Below are 17,702 nucleotides of genomic sequence, written 5' to 3' on the forward strand. Positions count from 1 at the left end.
GCGGCGCTTCCCCCTGCTACGCCAACTCAGCCAAAGTGGAAGAAGGCCACCTTGTTGCCATCGTGATCCCGGATATAGGCACCGTAGAAACGGTCGGGGATACGCTGGCCGGGCTCACCATCGCAGGTGGCACCCAGTTCAATCGCCTTGTGGTACAGCTTGTCCACCATCTCCTTGGAACCCGGATTGATGGCCACCATGTTGCCGTTGCCCGGGTGGTTTGGCTCCTTGTCATAGGGCGTGCAGACGGCCAGCATGGGTTTGCCCATACTCTTGCCCAGAAACGCGATACGCTCCATGTCCATCAGGACACTCGCACCCAGGTCCGCCAGCAGGTCGCTGTAGAAGGCCTTGGCCCGCCCCATGTCACTGACACCGATAGTAACGTAACCTATCATATGGAAAACCCTTTTTATTTGGTTTGTTTATACTGCTCTCATAAATAATCGGATATTACCCGAAACAGGAGACCCCGCAGGGATGCACCTGATCTCGTTCAAGCTTGTGGCTGCCGTTATATTTACGTTGTTGCTGGCAACAGGTCTTTATAACACGTTCAAACCCATGCCGGCAGGCCTGTCCAGGACTGCGCCAAGCCGTCCACTCTACGACGCCCGGCTGATTCCGGATGTGAGCTGGCGTACCCCCGCTGGCGGTCATTTCCAGAGCCAGGGCATCTTCCGGGAAGTCTTCGACCTGATTGCCCAGGCCCGGCGGATGATTGTCATCGACATGTTCCTGTTCAATAACAGCGCTCCGGACAGCAGCTTCGAACCCCTTGCCGACAAACTCACCCAGGCACTGGTGGAGCGCAAGCAGGCGGTGCCGGAGCTGGATGTGGTGGTGATCACTGATCCGCTGAATACGGTCTACGGTGGTATGCGCCAGCCTCACTTTGAACGGCTCCGGCAGGCAGGAATCACCCTGGTGGAAACCAATCTGCGTCCGTTGCGGGATTCCAATCCCACCTGGTCCGCCCTGTGGCGGGCATGCTGCCAGTGGTTCGGCAACAACCCGGACGGTGGCTGGCTGCCCAATGCCTTCGAGGATGGCAAGGTGACCCTCCGCAGCTATCTCGCCCTGCTCAATTTCAAGGCCAACCACCGCAAGACCCTGGTGGTGGATGAGGGCGACCAGCTCCGAGGCCTGGTCACCTCCGCCAACCCCCACGACGGCAGCAGCCGCCACTGGAACACGGCCATCACCTTCACCGGCCCCGCCGCCCTGGACCTGCTGGCCACGGAGGAGGCAGTCATGGCCCTTTCCGGGGTAACGGTCCCCGACTGGTCTCTGCCCGGGAAGATCTATCCCCCGGAGGCGGACGGGGCCGACCTGCACGGCCAGGTACTGACCGAAGCCGCCATCCGGGAAGCCGCCATCGACCTGATCGACCGCGCTGGCCAGGGTGACCGGCTCGACCTGGCCATGTTCTACCTGTCCCATCGGGGCACCGTTGAAGCGTTGAAGGCAGCCCATAACCGCGGAGCCACCCTGAGGATCCTGCTGGACCAGAACCAGGATGCCTTTGGCCACGCCAAGAACGGCATACCCAACCGCCAGGTGGCGTTCGAGCTGCACCAGGCGGATATCGAGGTACGCTGGTGCAATACCGACGGCGAACAGTGCCACAACAAGCTGCTGATGTTGCGGGACAGCCAGGGGCTGGCGCGGCTGCTGCTGGGGTCAGCCAACCTGACCCGCCGCAATATCGACAACTACAACCTGGAGACCTCAATGCTGGTCACCGGCACCGCCGATACCCCAGTCATGGTCACGGCGACCGAACTGTTCGACCGCCTGTGGATGAACGGACCGGGATCGACACCGGTATTCAGCCTGCCCTACTCCGCCAATGCCGACGAGTCACGGTTCCGGTACTGGCAATACCGTTTCATGGAGGCCACCGGCTTTTCCACCTTCTGACGGGGCTGATTTCAGCCCTCCTCCTGTCCAGATACTGGCTGCTCGTGGAAGAAACGGTTGATCTGGTTGGCGTGCTGCTGCGCGTCGTGGTAACCCAGACTGATCAGTTCCTGGCAGAAGCGGGGGTCGAACAGCAGGTAGCTGGCCAGGCTGGCGGCAGTGCCATGATGCCGGTCCGAGGCGCCCACCAGGTTACGCAGCACCAGTGGCATCCCGTCCAGGTACTTCTCCGCGATGGCATTGATCTGCTGGCTGGGAGAAATTTCCAGCAGGTTGACGGGCCGGAAATCCAGCTCCTTCTGCTTCTCCTCCGGAATCAGTTCCAGCAGTCGGTTGATCAGCCTGAGACGGTCGATATCGTAGTCCAGCGTGTCCAGGAACATGCCGTTGAACACCTGGGCTATCACCTGCGAGAACGTGGGGGTGCCCGGTGGTTCCGGTCGTTCGGTGGGGCACATGCTGTTGGCGCTGACCCCAATCACCAGCACCCGGTCGGCCCCCAGCCGCAGCGCCGGGCTGACATGGGCCATCTGCCGGGTCACCCCGTCGCCGAAGTACTCCCGGTTGATCTGCACCGGCGGAAACACCGTGGGAATGGCCGTGGATGCCATCACATGGTCCAGCCCCAGGTGCGTGCGTGCGCCGGCACGCTGGCCCACCGTCCAGCTTTTCAGGCTGTCCTTGCCCTGGAAGAAACACACGTTCTGGCCGGTGGAATAACCGCAGGCGTTGACACCCAGGGCCGATAGACGGCCGTCATCGATGGCGGCCGATATGGCCCCGAAGTCCAGCTCCTCCTCAAGCATGGCCCGCAGGGGACTGTTATTGAGCAGGGCCACGGGAGAACCGTCCAGTTGCCCCATGAACAGCCTCCGGGCAACACCGGTCATATTGCGGAAGATCTCCAGCGTCTGGCTCTTGTAGATCCGGTTAACGGTAATTTCCGACCAGAGCCCCTCCAGATGACTGATATTGTGCCGGAATATGGAACTGCCGCCAGCCATGGACGCGGCATTGATGGCCCCCGCCGAGGTACCGACGATCACTCCGAACGGGTTCTCCCAGTCCGGATACATATCCGAGATACCCCTGAGCACACCCACCTGATAGGCGGCACGGGCGCCACCGCCCGTCAGCACGATACCGGTTTCCATGAACGCCTCCCAGTCCTGCTGAATCAACAATCCGGACCCGCCGGCCTGGGCCAGCGTGCCGGTATCGTGTTATCGGTTGACCCAGCCACCACAGACCGGGAACACCTGGCCCACGAAGCAGCTCGCGGCATCGCTGCACAGGTAGGCGGCAAACTGGGCGTCCTCCCTGGCGCCAACGAGGCGTCCGAGGGGCACCTCGCGCTTCAGTCGATCCTGAAACTTCGGGTTCTCCTGGATCTCGGGAGGGAAATAGGTGGGATTGTCCACGAAATTCTGGGCAATCAGGTTAACCTGGATGTTCTCCGGTGCCAGCTCGACGCCAACCGCCTGCACCCAGGCCATCTGCGCGCCACGGGCCGCACTGTAGGTGGACGCCCGTTTCATACCCCGCAGGGCCGATGCGCTGCCCATGACCAGCACCCGGCCATGGCCCTGGTCACGCATCCCGGGAAGTAACGCCTGGATAAAGCGCGGCAACGGATCCACCAGCGCGGCGAAGGTATCACGCCACTCATCCTCGGACACATCCCCTACCCGGGTGGAGGGCGCCGGTACGGCCAGGTTGGCCACCAGGGTATCGATCGGGCCAGCTTCGCTGACAATCCGTTGCGGGGTCTCGGGGTCGGTAATATCATCATGGCTGGCAATAACGGTGGCGCCCTGCTCCCGCAGCACGTCGCACAGCACGGGGCCCATAAAGGCGTCGGCCTGGGTGACCAGGATACGTTTGCCCGCCAGGGGGCCTTGAGGGGAATTGTCTGACATGAAAGGGTTCTCCTGCCATTCCTGTATTGTCATTGGAGCAATCAGAATAGCCGAGAACCGACCGGGGCGTAAAAGACCCGGCCATTCCCAAGTGACTCTCAGGACCCGTGTTTGTCGCCCGGGGTGCCGGACGACGCGCCCGCCACCGTGGCATCACCACAGTTCAGCAGGCCGGAACGGCTGAGCCATTCCTCGTCGGGATAGTACTTGAAGACCAGTTGCCCGCCCTTCAGGGAATCCACTACCTGATGGCTGATTTCCTCCCGTACTGCCGGGCAGCCCAGGCTGCGTCCGATACGGCCATAGGTGTCGATCCAGGACGGGTCCACATAGTCGGCGCCATGGATCACGATAGCCCGCTCGCGCGCGTGGTCATTGAACCCCGGCTCAAGCCCATCCAGGCGCAGTGAATAGCCATGCTTGCCCCGATAGCTCTCCGCCGCCCGGAACAGACCGATGCTTGACTGGTAACTGCCTTCCACGTTGGAGAAGCGCGTGGATTCCAGGTCACCGGAGTTACGGCCATGGGCGACCAGGTCGCGGATGATCAGGCTGCGCTGCCGCAGGTCGAATATCCATAACCGTTTCTGACTGGAAGGCAATGAGAAATCAATCACCGCCAGCCTGTCCGGATAGCTTTCGCCATGGCGAACGGCACACTGGGTGGCCATAAGGGCGTAGCGAAGCACCTCGGGATTAAGGTTGGGAGCGGAATCGGCCAGCCCGGAAAACAGGCTGTCCTCGGTGACCGCTGCTAGACTGGTGATTGAAGGCAGGCTGAACGAAAGCGCACAAACCGATACCAACAGAGCGCGTTTCAGGCCTCTGACTACCATTTACCATTCCTCATGCCATGGTCGGGGGATTCTGATGTTGCCGTGCCGGCGATTCAATGGTCACTATTGTGCAATAAATTCCCGGGAATAATGTGGGAAATGGGTCGAATTGTACAAAATCCATACAAACTGCAACACTTTCTGCGCACAGCGACAGCCGCTGGAACGGCTGCTGGAGGACGCTCGGTATGCGGGACTCGAGCCCAGGGGCACAATTACGTCACTCCGTGGTCCAGACCCTCGGCGCCGTCGGCCTGTGGCTGATCCTCGCCGGCCCCGGCCAGGCACAAAGCCTCCGGGCGGGTTGCCCGGCAGCGCCGGATCCACCGGCCTTTGTAGAACAGGCTGCCAGTGAGCTGGCCAACATCCAGCCCCATACCGAACGCTGGCGTGACCGCCTGCAATGGCAACGGCTACTGCGGGAACTGGACCGGCTCAGGTTTGACGGCCTGAATCCACAGAACTACCAGCTGTCCAACCTGGCACGGATTGCCGACCAGTTACCGGCCGACATGCCGCCCACCCCCTGCCAGGCCGAGCTGGCAACCCTCGCCCTGGCGTGGTCCCTGTCAGACCTGACCCGGGGCCGGCTGGACCCGCAGGAGTTAGGCCTGATGTGGCATCAGGCGCCCAAACACCCGGATGCCGAGCAGTTTGCCATCGACATCCACCGTGATTTCTACCACCGCAACGGCCTGCGGCAGGCCTATCAGCGGTCACGTCCGTCCATTGAGCGGTACCAGAACCTGCGCACCGCCTACCGGGAGCAATACCGCCACTTGCCGGAGAGCTGGCCACCGGTGCCGCCGGGCCCCACGCTCAGGCAGGACGACAGTGGTCCCAGGGTGGACGCCCTCGTCGCCCGCCTGAACGCCCAGGGCTACCTGCCCGGGCCGGCGACTCCTTCCGATCCGGCGGCGATGCCGCCGGAACAAACCCGCTTTGACCAGCACATTACCCGGGCCGTAAAAGCCTTCCAGCGCGACCACGGCCTGGACGACGACGGGCTGGTGGGCAAAGCCACCCTGGAAGCACTGAACCTGGCGCCGGGGGCGTGGAAGGCCCGCACCCGGGCCAACCTGGAGCGACTGCGCTGGATTGCCCCCTACCTCACCAGTGACATGGTGCTGGTGGATATTGCCGGTGCCCGCGTCCAGTTGATCCGGGATGGCGCGGAGGTCTGGCACGGCAACACCCAGGTCGGCCGGCCAGAGCGGAAAACCCCGGCACTCACCTCAGCCATCAGCCACATCACCGTTAACCCCACCTGGACCATTCCGCCCACCGTGTTCTATGAGGACACCCTGCCGGCGATCCAGGCCGACCCCGACTACCTCTGGCGCAACCGGCTGACCGTACTGGATCGCAGCGGTACTCCGCTGGATCCGGACCAGGTGGACTGGAGCCAGCCCGGCAACCTGATGCTCAGGCAGGCCGCCGGCCCCGGCAACGCCCTCGGCGAAGTGGCCATCCGGTTCCCCAACCCCTTTGCAGTCTACCTGCACGACACCCCTTCCCGCTGGCTGTTCGACACGCCGGACCGGTTCTACAGCTCCGGCTGCGTGCGGGTCGAGAATGCGGTGCAACTGAGCGAGCGACTGTTCCGGGAAGCCTCGGAGAGCACCCGACGGCAATTGAGCAACGCCCGCTCCTCGGGCAAGACCCGGAACCTTTCCCTGCCGGCCCGTATTCCCCTGGTCATGGCCTACTGGACCGCCGAAGCAGACCCCGATGGCCTTGTACGGTACCGCCCCGACACCTACGAGGAAGACCGGCTGGTGGTCGACCTGCTGGATGAGGAGCCGTAAGGGAGACATCACGACGCCACGGCCTGGGCAAGCTTCCGCCCCCACCAGGTATCCGGGTCGGACCGCCAGGCCGCATGGTGGAGCCAGGCCAGGGTATCGCTGTCACGGCAAAGTTGGCTCAGTTCCGCGCGGTCGAGGGCTCCGGGTCCGCGATCAAGGCATCGCCGGGCCAGTGTCTGCAGGGTTTCCCGCCGCAGCCGGCCCGGATGGCTGCGCGCCAGGCTGCAGTGCATGGCATTGACCGCCGGCAACAGTACCGCCTCCTCAAATCGGGTCAACTGGCCCAGGGGAGGCAGCAATGACTCTTCATCGGCAGTATCCTGGAGCAGGAGGCAGGGCGCCGTTTCCTCAGGTGTGCACAGGATGCCGAGCCGCCGCAGGCACTGCCCCGCCCTCATCCGGCTGAGCCATACCGCCGTCGGGGCAGACAGCACCAGGGGTACGGCCACCGGCAATGACCACAGGAAAAACAGCGGGTCCAGGTACCAGGCAAAAGCCGACCAGGCCAGGCCGACGGCCATGCCCGGGGCCTGGGAGACCAGGGCTTCGCGCCAGCGGGTTTCTTCGGTCCGGTTCTGCCCCGCCCAACTGAGGGAGAGATTGAACAACGCACCCAGGACGTAGGCCGAATGGGACAGCATCTTGATAGGCGCCAGCAGCACCGACACCACCGCCTCCATCACCACGCTCAACAGGGTTCTGAAGGCCCCACCAAAGGACCGGGCCCGGCGATGGACCAGGGCATCGAGCCAGGCGATCAGCTTGGGCGCAAACAGCATGGTGACCGTGGTCAGGGCAAGGGTCAGGGCCAGCCCGGGGCTCCATTCGGGCCACAACGGAAACAGCCCCGGCTGATCGTCCGGAAAATAGTCGATGGGCATCAGGGCAAGCTGGGCTGCCTCCACAGTGGTCAACACCAGGAACAGCAACCACAGGGGCGAGGACAGGTATCCCATGATGCCATTGAAAAACGCCATCCGGTGGGCAAACCGCAACCCAGGGGCCCGCAACATGATCCACAGGTGCTGCAGGTTGCCCTTGGACCAGCGACGATCCCGGGACAGCTCGTCCGCCAGGCTCGGTGGTGACTCTTCGTAACTGGCGACCAGGGACGGCTCCAGCCACACCTCGTAGCCCGACCGTCCCATTAACGCCGCCTCGACGAAATCATGGCTCAGGATCGGCCCTCTAAACAGGCCGGCTCCGGGCAACTTGCGCAGGCCGCAATGGGCCATGAACGCATCGGTACGCAGGATGGCATTATGCCCCCAGAAGGCAGCATCGCCCATCTGGATGCCAGCGAGGCCGGTGGCAAAGAGGGGGGAGTATAGCCGGTTGGCGAACTGCTGGATGCGGGCAAACAGGGAACGCCCCCGCACCACACCGGGGGCCGTCTGGAGGATCCCCACCCGGGGTTCAAGTTCCATCAGGCGAACCATCCGGATCAGCGTATCGCCGCCCATCAGGCTGTCCGCGTCCAGCACCACGGTGTAACGGCTGCGACGGCCCCAGCGGCGCAGGAAGTCCGCCACGTTGCCGCTCTTGTAGTTCAGGTTAACCGTACGGCGACGATAGAACAGGCGACCATTGGCATTGAGTTCGTTGCACAGGCCCTGCCAGGCGGCCTGTTCTTCCAGCCACACCTCCGGATCGCGGCTGTCCGACAGGATATAGAACTCGAAGTGCTCAATCTGTCCGGCCCGTTCCAGATCCCGGTAGATAGCCCGCAGCCCCCGCAGTGTTCGCTGCACCGGTTCATGGTAAATAGGCATGACCACGGCGGTCCTTGTCAGGGGGGTCGCCGCCAGCTCCCGCTCATCATGTCGACGGGCCAGTGACCAGCGGTCACCGCCTGCCAGCCTGAGCACAAAACCGTAAACCGCGGTCCAGAAACCAACGGCGATCCAGGCGTAGAGAACCGCAAACAGGCCTGCCAGACCGATCTCTACCCACGTGCCCCCATGGTAAGGCAATACCCGCAGCATCAACCAGGTGGCCACCAGGGTCTGCCCCAGCACCAGCACCGCCAGCAGAAACCGCCTGACCGTTGCTACCAACTGCCACTGTCCGCCAACTGATGCCGCTGAAGACACCGTTTTCAGTTCATACGGGAGGCCCATAACCGATGCTCCCTCGACGAATGGGTGGGCGCTGGACAGGCAGGTCCAGCGCCGGAAGGCTGAACGCCTCCGGCAGCCGGTCGAACACCATGGCCAGAACCCCGCCCGGCAGCCCCCCGGGGCCATCGCAGGCTGCGCTACCGGCATCTTCCAGGCAATCGTCGATCAGGGCCAGTGCCCGCCGACAGACCTCGGGAGACGGTTTCACCCCGTAGTTCTGCAGGTAAAGCATCACGCGATCGAGAGCGTACTGACAAATGGTTTTCTCCACAGCTCTCTCCTGTCTCTCCAACACCTGTCTCCAACAACCTGGTCCGGCTCCCGTTACTGGGACCGTAAATCAAGCCCCGGCGGCAATTCATAGGTCCAGGTTTCGGTCAGTGGTTCCCCATCTCTGGAAAGGAAGGCCCTCAGGTCCAGTGTCTGATCCGGGGGCGGCTTCACCAGCATCGACAGGCGCCATTGCCCGGTCGGCTCCGAATACTCCACGAAGTGCTCCAGCACCCTGGTATCACCACCCGCACTGACATGGCTGACCACGTCCGCCCCGGGATCGGTCTTGTCCAGGGCGCCACCGGCAAAATCCACCAGGATCCGGTAGGCCCCCTCCTGGTCGCCTCCCCCGATACGGTTGCCATCACCCACGAAGGTATGTATGGCCGCGCCGGTGGGATTTCCGGTGATTTCCGGCGGTCCGAACGTCAGGGTATAGGCCAGTTCCACGCTGTCGCCCGCACCGGGAGATTCCTCCGGCGCCCAGAAGGCAACAATGTTGTCATTCACTTCCGAACGGGTGGGTATTTCCACCAGCACCACATTGCCTTTGCCCCAGTCACCCCGGGGTTCAACCCAGGCGCTGGGCCGACGTTCATAGCGTGCCTCCAGATCCTGGAAATCACGGAAGTCCCGGTCCCTCTGGATCAGCCCGAACCCCTTCGGGTTATTGGCCCTGAGGTAACTCATGCGCAGCGAGGCCGGATTGATAAGCGGACGCCAAAGCCACTCCCCGGAGTCGCCGTCCGCCACCAGCAGGCCATCGGAATCATGGGCTTGGGGCCGCCACTCCCCCACGGGACGGAGCGTGTTCTCGCCGTAGTAGAACATGCTCGTCAGGGGGGCATAGCCCGCCAGGTCCACCTGGTTCCTGAAAAACAGCTGGGCCTGTACGTCCACCTCCAGCGCATCACCTGGCCGGACGGTGAACCGGTAGGCGCCGGTCAGGCTGGGGCCATCCAGCAGGGCATAGAGCACCATCTCTTCGGTCCCTCCCTCCGGTTTTTCCAGCCAGAACTCGATGAACGAGGGGAATTCCTCACCACTGGAGAGCCCGGTATCGATGGCGACCCCGCGGGCGGACAGACCAAAGCCGTCGTTGCGCCCCACACCCCGGAAATAACTGGCACCGGCAAAGGACAGGAACTGGTTGTTGATATCCGGCCCACGCAGGGGGTAGGTCAAACGGAAACCGGCGTACCCCAGATCCGCAGGAATTCGCTTGGCGAACTCCTCGCTGGGGTAGGAAAAATTGTCACGGGCAAAAGGAATCGGCCGGACCTCGCCGTCACGGATCTCATTCAGCACCACGGCGTGGGTAAAATGCTTGCCGGCCGGTGTCAGCATCACCTGGAAGGACGAGTCGGAATCGCGCCAGAGGTTACGGTCCTCCCGGAAACGGATCTCCTGGTAGCGACTGTATTCGATCTCCCTGAGAAAATCCGGTATACCGGCAGGCGCACTCCACCCCTGCTGAGCCAGGTCCCGGGCCTTTGCGGCCACATCCGAGAAACCGAAGGACTCAGCAGCGGTAGCCTTCGACGCCACCAGGCAGATGCACAGCAGTCCTGCGAGCGGACGTAGCATACGTGGGGTTCCCTGGGTGTGTTTTGGTAAAAGGGGCAGACGCCGCCCCGAACAAACATGACATCCCTGTTTGTAACTCCACCCGGACCGGGCAGCAAGTGACGTCTTTGTAAGTGATACGACACAAAGGCGGAGCAGGAGCCACAGAAGGAATACTAGAGTGTCCAGGTCAGGTCGACGGACACATCCGGCACATGGGTGGTCACCACGTCGGGCCCGGCAGTGTCCAGCAGGGTGCCAGCCCGGAGCCCGCCGGAAAGGTGCTCACCACTGATTCGCCAGAACACCTCCGCCACGCTGGCCCGACTGGTCAGGTGAGGTTCCACCGCGGCTTCGGTCCACCCCCGAAGTAGTGAGAAGCGGATGTTGGTGTACAGGTCCATGGGGGACCAGAACGGTCGGCTGCGGGTTTCGCTATCCAGTCGCAGCCAGCCCCCTTCCCGGCCCCGCAGGGCCTGGCCGCCAAACCCGTGCATCATGCCCGGACCCACCTCCAGGTGGCGCCAGGAAGGCAGTTCATTGGGGGTGAACTGGTATTCCCCCTGGAGCGCCCAGTCCATGTTCAGCCACTGGCGCCGGAGGTTGGCGCTCAGGTTATAGCGCTGGAAGGTTCCCAGCCCTTCCCCGCAGGATTCCTGCTCGACACCGTCCGTGAGTGCCACACAGCCCTCAACGGAAAAACCGAGATCACCGTAGGTATCCAGCAACGGCAGGTACCGTTCCACCTGGCCATCGAGACGCAACAGGGAATAGCTGCGCCGGGCTTCATCACTCAGGTCGCCATCCTGATACCAGCGCCTGGTGACGTCAGTGGTAACAACCCGCGCATCCAGGCTGGCACTGTCACCACGGTACAGGTTACGGGCCAGGTCGATTTCCAGGGTCTGCCGGGAGCCCCCAAACCGCTTGACGTCACCGTCGTCCACCTCGTTCTCGTATTCGTGGATGCGGCCCCGAAATTCCAGGTGGTTGTCTCCCATGGGCACCTGCCAGGTCAGGCCCATGTCCATGGTGCTGTCGCCAGGCCGCTGGGAGGTGGACCAGTTGCCGTCCACGGACAGGTTATTGCTGAGTCCGGGAACCCGGTCCGTCTCGAACCCCACCCGGACCCGGTCGCTCTGCTCGGCCTCATGGTCTTCACCCCGCAGAAAGAACTTCTCGCCGATCCACTGGTCCCTGGCCGCACTGGATGAGATGGGAATGGCGGCAGTGGAAGCATCCGTACGGGTAGCCACGGTCACGGGCGCAGATTCAGGCGTCGCCCCGGATGTTGCCGTCGCCTCCTGACCGCGCCGTACCCACGCCAGGCTCTGTTGCAGCAGTCCCATGGTGCGCTGGTGCTGCCCGGCATCGACACCAGTGGATGCGCTGTCCGCCATCAACGGTGCACACAGCCCCACCGTTGTCATTAGTGCAATGATGACCGGAAGGGTCTGGCGTGTACTGAATGAGATGTATGGCATGGGGCTCAATGGTGTCGGGTGCCGGTTTTGTGCCGTCATGCTAAACCGGATGATTACAACCAATCCATGATTTCAGCCCCACGGTAGCAGGACTTTACAATTTTAATATTTCTTACGAAACAGAGGCTTCCGCAAGTCTTTGAAACCCCGGCATCAAGTTATAACGCGCCCACTTTCACGACAGGCGCTGTTTACAGTTGGATACAGGGTTTCAGGGATTACGGAGTGTCACGTCTTGCGGAACAGTGCGACATCCTTGCGGGGGATTTCCAGCAACCAGCCGAACCGATCGGCCAGCCAGTGCAGCGTCTCTTCCCGGTAGAACACGATATGGGTGGGATCCCGGCGGTAGTGCCAGTTCACGAACCGGCTATCGTCAGTCTGGAAGCAGGTCATCACCCCCAGCGTGCCTCCGGGTCTGAGCATCCCATCGAGTTGCCGGAAGACGCCCCAGGGGTCACGCAGGTGTTCAACCACCTCCGTGCAGGTAATGAAATCCCATTGCCGCGCCAGCACCCCAGCGTCCGGGAAGAACACCGGGTCATAGCCGGTGACCGTCAGCCCCCGCTCCTCCAGCATGGCCGCCAGTGCCGGCCCCGGGCCGCAGCCGAAATCCAGTCCATGTTGCCCTGGCGACAGCCTGCCTAGTAGCGGCGTGGCCAGTTTGTCCAGGAAACGACGGTACCCCGGATCGTCCACGGCATTGTCGTGAAGCCGATACACTTCCGCCTCGTCCTGTTCCGACAGCCATCCATCCGGGTCCATGACCGTGGCCCGGCATTGCCCACAACGACGGTACAGACGATCACCCACACGGGCGAACTCCGCCAGGGGCCCACCATGGCAGACACTGCAGAAATCCCGGGCCGCCAGGCGCTGAGTCGTCAAGAAGATCTCCAGATTACGATCCGTGAGTTTGAGAACCAGGAAGCCATCAATCAACCAGACAAACGCCCGCTCCCGACATGGCGGGATTCAGGTGATGCAGCCGACCTCCACGCCCAGGTTAGTGTCCCGTTTGGTTAGTTCGCCGACCAAACGGGACACCAGGCTAACCAACCGCAGTAAAACAATAATCCAAGGGGCCGGCAGTCGTCCGCAGCACAGGGTTGTCGATGCCCGACGAGCCTGTGATTGAGGAAAACTGGTTTCTCCAGCGTTGTTACCAGACCTACCGGACGGCCCTGACAACCCGGAGTACTCGCTATGCTTTCAATGCCAACAGCCATGCGCGGCGGGGTCATCGCCCTTGCCATCCTGGCCGCCTTTCCTCTCACCGCCCTGGCCGATGCCGAAGTCCAGCGCAGCGGTTTCTACTGGCGTGCGTCGGTGGACGGCAACAATGTCTATACCGGTACCCGCATGATCGATGCGGTGAATGCCGCGATCAACAATATGGGCCCCGGCACCGTGAACGTCCGCACCTCGGGCAGTTCCGGTTCCGATGGGGGCGAAGTGTATGGCATACGACCACGGGATGGTACCGTGCTCGACTTCCACGGCAATACCATCACCGCCAACGGTGGTGAACTGGTGGTGCCGGTCTACTGCGATCGTCGCAACGGCGTCACGGTGCGCAACCTGAATGTGGAGGGCAATCCCCGCTATGGCATGTGGTTCCGGGGCTGTTCCAACGTCACCCTGCACAACATCACCATGGACCTGAACATCAGTAATCCGGTGGGTCTGGGCATCCGGGTGGATGCCTCCACGGGCCCGGCCCGCAACCTGACCATCAGTGGCAATATCCGGGTGGAGGGTTCCCGTACCCACGGTGTCGAGACCTACGGCGTGGATGGTTTCAACATTGGCGACGTGACGGTCAACAACAGCGGCGGTTCCGGCCTGCTGCTCAACGATTCCCGCAACGGCACCGTGGGTGTGGTGAGGGGCAACCGCAACAATCAGGGCGGCGGTTACGCCACCTTCCGGGTCGCCAATAACAATGGCCCCAACGTCGAGGTGGAGAGCGTCTACTCCCGTAACTCCGGCCGCGGCTTCTTCAGTGTGTCCGGCAGCAACGGCACCACCGTGCGCCATGTGGATATCGCCAACAGTACGGCCCAGGGGATCTTCCTGGAAGACGCCAGCAACACCCACGTCCTCAGCGGCTCGGTGAGCAACGGCAACCCCAACTGCCAGTTGGTGCGCACCAACAGCTCCAGCATCAACGTGTCGGGGTGCGCCCGTGTCGGGACACCGCCATCAGACCCCGGTGATGACAACGGTGGCAGCACCAATATCGACGACGGCACCTTCCGCATCACGCCGGTGCATAGCGGCCAGGCCATGGACCTGGCCATGTGCGATACCAGCGCCGGCACCAATATCCAGCAGTGGAACTGGCTGGACAATGTCTGCCAGAAGTGGAACGTCACCCACATCAGCGGTGGCTACTATCGCATCGCACCGTCCCACGGTCCCGACAAGGCGCTGGATATATCCGGCGTGTCCACGGAAAACGGTGCCAATGTGATGATCTGGGACTGGCTGGGCAACGATAACCAACTGTTCCGCTTCCAGAGTGCCGGTACCGGCCGCTGGCGGATCATCCCGAAACACAGCGAGAAATGCCTGGATGTGGACGGTTTCTCCCAGGATGCAGGCGCCAACCTGATGCAGTGGACCTGTATCAGCGGCAACACCAATCAGATGTTTGAGCTCGACAGGATGTAAGCGTGGGGCCCGGCAAGCCGGGCCCTCCCCTTTCCTCTCAGCCGCCCTTGCGGGCCTCGAGCATTGCCGCCATCTTCTCATGCAGTTTGTTGACCGCCTTCAGGGGGCGCACCATCACCTTGAAGTCACGGATGCGCCCTTCGTCATCCCACTGGATCATGTCGATACCGTTGATCACGATGCCATCCAGTTCGGTGCGGAATTCCAGCACGGCGTTGTTGCCGTCGACAATCTCCCGCAGGTACTCGAACTGATCGTTGCCCAGCACGTAAAACGCCGCCGCCAGGTACTCTCTGGTGATGGCCTTGCCTTCCTGTGGGGTATGCACCACAGGCGAATGGAACACGGCATCATCAGCCAGCAGGTCATCCAGTCCGTTGACGTCACGGTTCTGCATCAGTTGGTGCCAGGTCTTGAGGGTATCGATCACGTTGTCTACTCCAGGTTATTGTCGTTGGATGTCGCCAGGTTGGTCGGTCAGGCGGTACCGGATTTCTCCTGCGAGGATTCATCCTCGGCCTTGCGGTCCCTGGCGGCCTTGGGCGGCACCAGGCTGATGAGCTGCCAGTCGGTTTCAGGAGCCACCTTCTCGCCAGCCAGGATCGGGTGGATCCTGTCCTTGTCATTGATCACGAACAGTAGCCGGGCCTCGCCGTCATGCTGCGCCAGGAAATTGTCATAGGTGAAGTTCTCGCTCAACTGGGTGGTCTTCACCGTATAGCCACGGCTCATCAGGCTGGCGAGTTTGGGATAGGAAAGATCGTTGAACAGGCCACGGGTCTGCTGGATTTTCTCGGCAGTCTGGTGGCTGGCCTTGGAGTCCTGCTCTCCTTCCGGAAGGCTGTACACACTGTTGGCGCCGAACCAGTCCAGGAAGTGGTAGGTGGCCAGTGAATTGAGTTGCTTGTAGGGAGAAATCACCAGCAGCTTGCCCACCCCGGTCAGGTCCAGGTGGGTGGAGGCATGCTCGGACGTGGGATTACCGAAGTACACCTTCAGCCCATCCATCCGCGCCTGTCGCACGTTCTCCCAGTTGGTGTCCGTCAGTACCACGGGAATCTCATTCTTCTGCAGCGCCAGGGCGATGGCCCGGGCCCCACTGTTGGCTCCCAGGATCAGGAATCCGAAAGCGGCGGGCTCCGCCACACCCAGGGCCTTGGCCACCGGTCGTGCGGTGAGGCTCTGGATGGTCACGGTGGCAATAATCAGCATGAACACCAGCGGCACCAGGGTGCTGGCGTCCTCGTAGCCCTGGTTCTCAAGCTGGAAGGCAAACAGTGCCGATACCGCTGCGGCAACAATGCCCCGGGGGGCAATCCAGCTCAGGAAGGCCTGCTCCCGCCAGTTCAGTCTGGTGCCGATGGCCGACAGAACGATGCTGAGTGGGCGGGCCACCAACATGAGGATCGCCAGTACCGCCACCAGCCCCCAGCCAAGCTCGGCAATGGCGGCGAAATCCACCCGCGCCGCCAGGATGATGAACAGGGCAGAAATCAGCAGGACACTGAGGGATTCCTTGAATTCCAGGATGTCGTCGATTGGCACCATCTTCATGTTGGCCATCCAGATACCCATCACCGTGACCGTGAGCAGGCCGGATTCATGGGCCAGTTCATTGGACAGGGCATAGACCCCGAGCATGAACGTCAGGGTGCCGGCGTTGTGAAGGTAATGGGGCAGCAGATGCTTGCGCAGTGCAACGCCATTGAGCCAGCCGGCCACGGCACCGAACACCATACCCACGACCACAGTCTTGCCGAAGATATAGACTGAGTGCCAGAACACATTACCCTGTCCCCAGGAGATGATGGCCTCGAACACCAGAACCGCCAGCAGCGCCCCCACCGGGTCGATGATGATGCCCTCCCAGCGCAGGATATTGGCCAGGTTCTGCTTGGGCCGTACCGATCGCAGCAGCGGCGCGATGACCGTCGGACCGGTGACAATGGAAATGGCCCCGAACAGCAGCGCCACCTCCCAGGACACATCGAGGATCCACCGGGCTGCCAGGGTACCGATGATGGCGGTAACCACCGACCCCACCGGCACCAGGTTGCGGACCATGCGGCCATGGCCCTTGATCTCGTCATACTTGAGGGTCAGGCTGCCCTCGAACAGGATCACCGCAACCGCCAGGGAAATCATTGGAAACAGCAGGTCACCGAACAGCGGTTCCGGTTGCAGCCAGCCCAGTACCGGGCCGGCGGCAATGCCTCCAGCAAGCAGGAACAGGATCGCCGGCATCCGCAGCCGCCAGGCCAGCCACTGACAGAAGAGAGATGCGACGCCAATACTGGCCAGTACGAGAACGATACTTACGCTCATAGACACCCGGTTCCATTGGTTTCTGATTCGGCGGGACGACAGAGAGACCTCGCCCGGACAGGACGCTGACAACTCCGGTTCCGGTCAGCCCTGATCGAGTCACAGGATACGCCAGAGGAGAAAAGCTGTACACGGCAGGCCATTGCAGCCTGCCGCGCAGAAAACTACCCGACCCGGCAGACGGGTAGCGTGTACGGCAGGATCAGGCCTGACGGGCTCGCATGGCACCCAGCCCCAACAGCCCCAGGGCCAGCAGCCCCAGGGAGCCCGGCGCGGAGACAGCCGCGGAACGGGTGAGCTGGACATCATAGTTCCAGGTGCCCTCACCGTCGGCCAGGTAGGGAGGCACCTCACCACCGAGGGCCAGGGTGAAGGTACCGGTTTCCGGCAGGATGAAATCCATCAGGGATTCATTGCCGGCGGTGGATGACAGGGTCACCAGGGATAACAGGTCCCAGTCACCGGCATTGTTGAAGTAGAACGGCTGGGAAAAGCTGTCCGGCGTACCGGTGTACAGCGAGAAGGCCACATCGGTGGTGTCGCTGCCGGCAAACAGGCTGATGCTTTCGCCAGCGGTACCATCAAAGGACCAGAAATCCACCCAGGAACCGTTGGATTCGGACCAGCCGGATTCGGATTCCAGGCTCCCACTGTAGACAGCACCGTCGTCCAGTGCGCCTTCATAGATGATGGCGGAAGAGGCGCTGAGCGGGGCCAGTGCCAGGGTCATTGCTGCGATCCATTGTTTCATGACGTCGATCCTTTTCCTTGT

General features: G+C 62.3%; 15 protein-coding genes. 3 read left to right on the forward strand and 12 right to left on the reverse strand.

Annotated features, from left to right (window positions below):
• Nucleotides 1–26 precede the first annotated feature (26 nt).
• Nucleotides 27–398 carry a VOC family protein gene (locus tag ACJO3T_RS05510; protein ID WP_406978007.1) on the reverse strand — a complete coding sequence of 124 codons (372 nt, stop codon included), beginning with the start codon at nt 396–398 and terminating at the stop codon, nt 27–29.
• A gap of 82 nt (nt 399–480) precedes the next feature.
• Here ACJO3T_RS05510 and ACJO3T_RS05515 point away from each other — a divergent pair, with 82 nt between their 5' ends.
• Nucleotides 481–1,923, forward strand: coding sequence for a phospholipase D family protein (locus tag ACJO3T_RS05515; protein WP_406978008.1), 1,443 nt, complete (start codon nt 481–483; stop codon nt 1,921–1,923).
• A gap of 11 nt (nt 1,924–1,934) precedes the next feature.
• Here ACJO3T_RS05515 and ACJO3T_RS05520 read toward each other — a convergent pair whose 3' ends face one another.
• The 3 genes from ACJO3T_RS05520 to ACJO3T_RS05530 form a co-directional block, all read right to left on the reverse strand.
• On the reverse strand, nt 1,935–3,077 hold the full coding sequence (locus ACJO3T_RS05520; RefSeq protein ID WP_406978009.1) for a patatin-like phospholipase family protein: 1,143 nt from the start codon (nt 3,075–3,077) through the stop codon (nt 1,935–1,937).
• Between the two features lie 69 nt (nt 3,078–3,146).
• Nucleotides 3,147–3,842: an SDR family NAD(P)-dependent oxidoreductase gene (locus tag ACJO3T_RS05525; protein WP_406978010.1), complete on the reverse strand. Its 696-nt coding sequence runs from the start codon at nt 3,840–3,842 to the stop codon at nt 3,147–3,149.
• Between the two features lie 98 nt (nt 3,843–3,940).
• Entirely contained in the window at nt 3,941–4,678 is a 738-nt protein-coding gene (locus ACJO3T_RS05530; protein ID WP_406961997.1) for a murein L,D-transpeptidase catalytic domain family protein, read from the reverse strand.
• A 188-nt stretch (nt 4,679–4,866) separates the two neighbouring features.
• On the opposite strand from ACJO3T_RS05530, the gene ACJO3T_RS05535 reads away from it, so the two are divergent.
• On the forward strand, nt 4,867–6,486 hold the full coding sequence (locus tag ACJO3T_RS05535; RefSeq protein WP_406978011.1) for a L,D-transpeptidase family protein: 1,620 nt from the start codon (nt 4,867–4,869) through the stop codon (nt 6,484–6,486).
• Nucleotides 6,487–6,494: 8 nt separating this feature from the next.
• Here the strand turns inward: ACJO3T_RS05535 and mdoH are convergent, their stop codons facing one another.
• The 5 genes from mdoH to ACJO3T_RS05560 all read right to left on the reverse strand — a co-directional run bounded on the left by mdoH (nt 6,495) and on the right by ACJO3T_RS05560 (nt 12,817).
• Nucleotides 6,495–8,606 (reverse strand): glucans biosynthesis glucosyltransferase MdoH, encoded by a 2,112-nt coding sequence (mdoH, locus tag ACJO3T_RS05540; protein ID WP_406961993.1) that lies wholly within the window; start codon nt 8,604–8,606, stop codon nt 6,495–6,497.
• A complete protein-coding gene (locus ACJO3T_RS05545; RefSeq protein WP_406961991.1) occupies nt 8,590–8,877 on the reverse strand; it encodes a hypothetical protein in 288 nt (95 codons plus the stop codon). Before ACJO3T_RS05545 ends, mdoH begins: the two co-directional genes overlap by 17 nt.
• 53 nt (nt 8,878–8,930) lie before the next feature.
• A complete protein-coding gene (locus ACJO3T_RS05550; protein ID WP_406978012.1) occupies nt 8,931–10,466 on the reverse strand; it encodes a glucan biosynthesis protein G in 1,536 nt (511 codons plus the stop codon).
• A gap of 155 nt (nt 10,467–10,621) precedes the next feature.
• Nucleotides 10,622–11,929, reverse strand: a complete 1,308-nt coding sequence (locus ACJO3T_RS05555) for a ShlB/FhaC/HecB family hemolysin secretion/activation protein (protein WP_406978013.1) — start codon at nt 11,927–11,929, stop codon at nt 10,622–10,624.
• Between the two features lie 228 nt (nt 11,930–12,157).
• Nucleotides 12,158–12,817 (reverse strand): class I SAM-dependent methyltransferase, encoded by a 660-nt coding sequence (locus ACJO3T_RS05560; protein WP_406978014.1) that lies wholly within the window; start codon nt 12,815–12,817, stop codon nt 12,158–12,160.
• 318 nt (nt 12,818–13,135) lie between these two features.
• Here ACJO3T_RS05560 and ACJO3T_RS05565 point away from each other — a divergent pair, with 318 nt between their 5' ends.
• Nucleotides 13,136–14,605, forward strand: a complete 1,470-nt coding sequence (locus tag ACJO3T_RS05565) for an RICIN domain-containing protein (RefSeq protein WP_406978015.1) — start codon at nt 13,136–13,138, stop codon at nt 14,603–14,605.
• 37 nt (nt 14,606–14,642) lie between these two features.
• On the opposite strand, the gene ACJO3T_RS05570 is transcribed toward ACJO3T_RS05565, so the two are convergent.
• The 3 genes from ACJO3T_RS05570 to ACJO3T_RS05580 form a co-directional block, all read right to left on the reverse strand.
• Nucleotides 14,643–15,035: a nuclear transport factor 2 family protein gene (locus tag ACJO3T_RS05570; protein WP_406961981.1), complete on the reverse strand. Its 393-nt coding sequence runs from the start codon at nt 15,033–15,035 to the stop codon at nt 14,643–14,645.
• 47 nt (nt 15,036–15,082) lie between these two features.
• The gene (locus ACJO3T_RS05575) at nt 15,083–16,930 is read right to left on the reverse strand and encodes a cation:proton antiporter (RefSeq protein ID WP_406961979.1); all 1,848 of its coding nucleotides are present in this window, start codon (nt 16,928–16,930) and stop codon (nt 15,083–15,085) included.
• A 202-nt stretch (nt 16,931–17,132) separates the two neighbouring features.
• Nucleotides 17,133–17,681: a hypothetical protein gene (locus ACJO3T_RS05580; RefSeq protein WP_406961977.1), complete on the reverse strand. Its 549-nt coding sequence runs from the start codon at nt 17,679–17,681 to the stop codon at nt 17,133–17,135.
• Nucleotides 17,682–17,702 lie beyond the last annotated feature (21 nt).

The organism is Marinobacter shunpengi (genome assembly GCF_045449715.1).
Lineage (GTDB): Bacteria > Pseudomonadota > Gammaproteobacteria > Pseudomonadales > Oleiphilaceae > Marinobacter.

Bases quoted from the DNA above. Each gene is read 5' to 3' on its own strand.
- mdoH (WP_406961993.1), bottom strand. From the start codon at position 8,606: ATGGGCCTCCCGTATGAACTGAAAACGGTGTCTTCAGCGGCATCAGTT.
- ACJO3T_RS05530 (WP_406961997.1), bottom strand. From the start codon at position 4,678: ATGGTAGTCAGAGGCCTGAAACGCGCTCTGTTGGTATCGGTTTGTGCG.
- ACJO3T_RS05580 (WP_406961977.1), bottom strand. From the start codon at position 17,681: ATGAAACAATGGATCGCAGCAATGACCCTGGCACTGGCCCCGCTCAGC.
- ACJO3T_RS05520 (WP_406978009.1), bottom strand. From the start codon at position 3,077: ATGGAAACCGGTATCGTGCTGACGGGCGGTGGCGCCCGTGCCGCCTAT.
- ACJO3T_RS05510 (WP_406978007.1), bottom strand. From the start codon at position 398: ATGATAGGTTACGTTACTATCGGTGTCAGTGACATGGGGCGGGCCAAG.
- ACJO3T_RS05525 (WP_406978010.1), bottom strand. From the start codon at position 3,842: ATGTCAGACAATTCCCCTCAAGGCCCCCTGGCGGGCAAACGTATCCTG.
- ACJO3T_RS05575 (WP_406961979.1), bottom strand. From the start codon at position 16,930: ATGAGCGTAAGTATCGTTCTCGTACTGGCCAGTATTGGCGTCGCATCT.
- ACJO3T_RS05515 (WP_406978008.1), top strand. From the start codon at position 481: ATGCACCTGATCTCGTTCAAGCTTGTGGCTGCCGTTATATTTACGTTG.
- ACJO3T_RS05535 (WP_406978011.1), top strand. From the start codon at position 4,867: ATGCGGGACTCGAGCCCAGGGGCACAATTACGTCACTCCGTGGTCCAG.
- ACJO3T_RS05550 (WP_406978012.1), bottom strand. From the start codon at position 10,466: ATGCTACGTCCGCTCGCAGGACTGCTGTGCATCTGCCTGGTGGCGTCG.
- ACJO3T_RS05565 (WP_406978015.1), top strand. From the start codon at position 13,136: ATGCTTTCAATGCCAACAGCCATGCGCGGCGGGGTCATCGCCCTTGCC.
- ACJO3T_RS05555 (WP_406978013.1), bottom strand. From the start codon at position 11,929: ATGCCATACATCTCATTCAGTACACGCCAGACCCTTCCGGTCATCATT.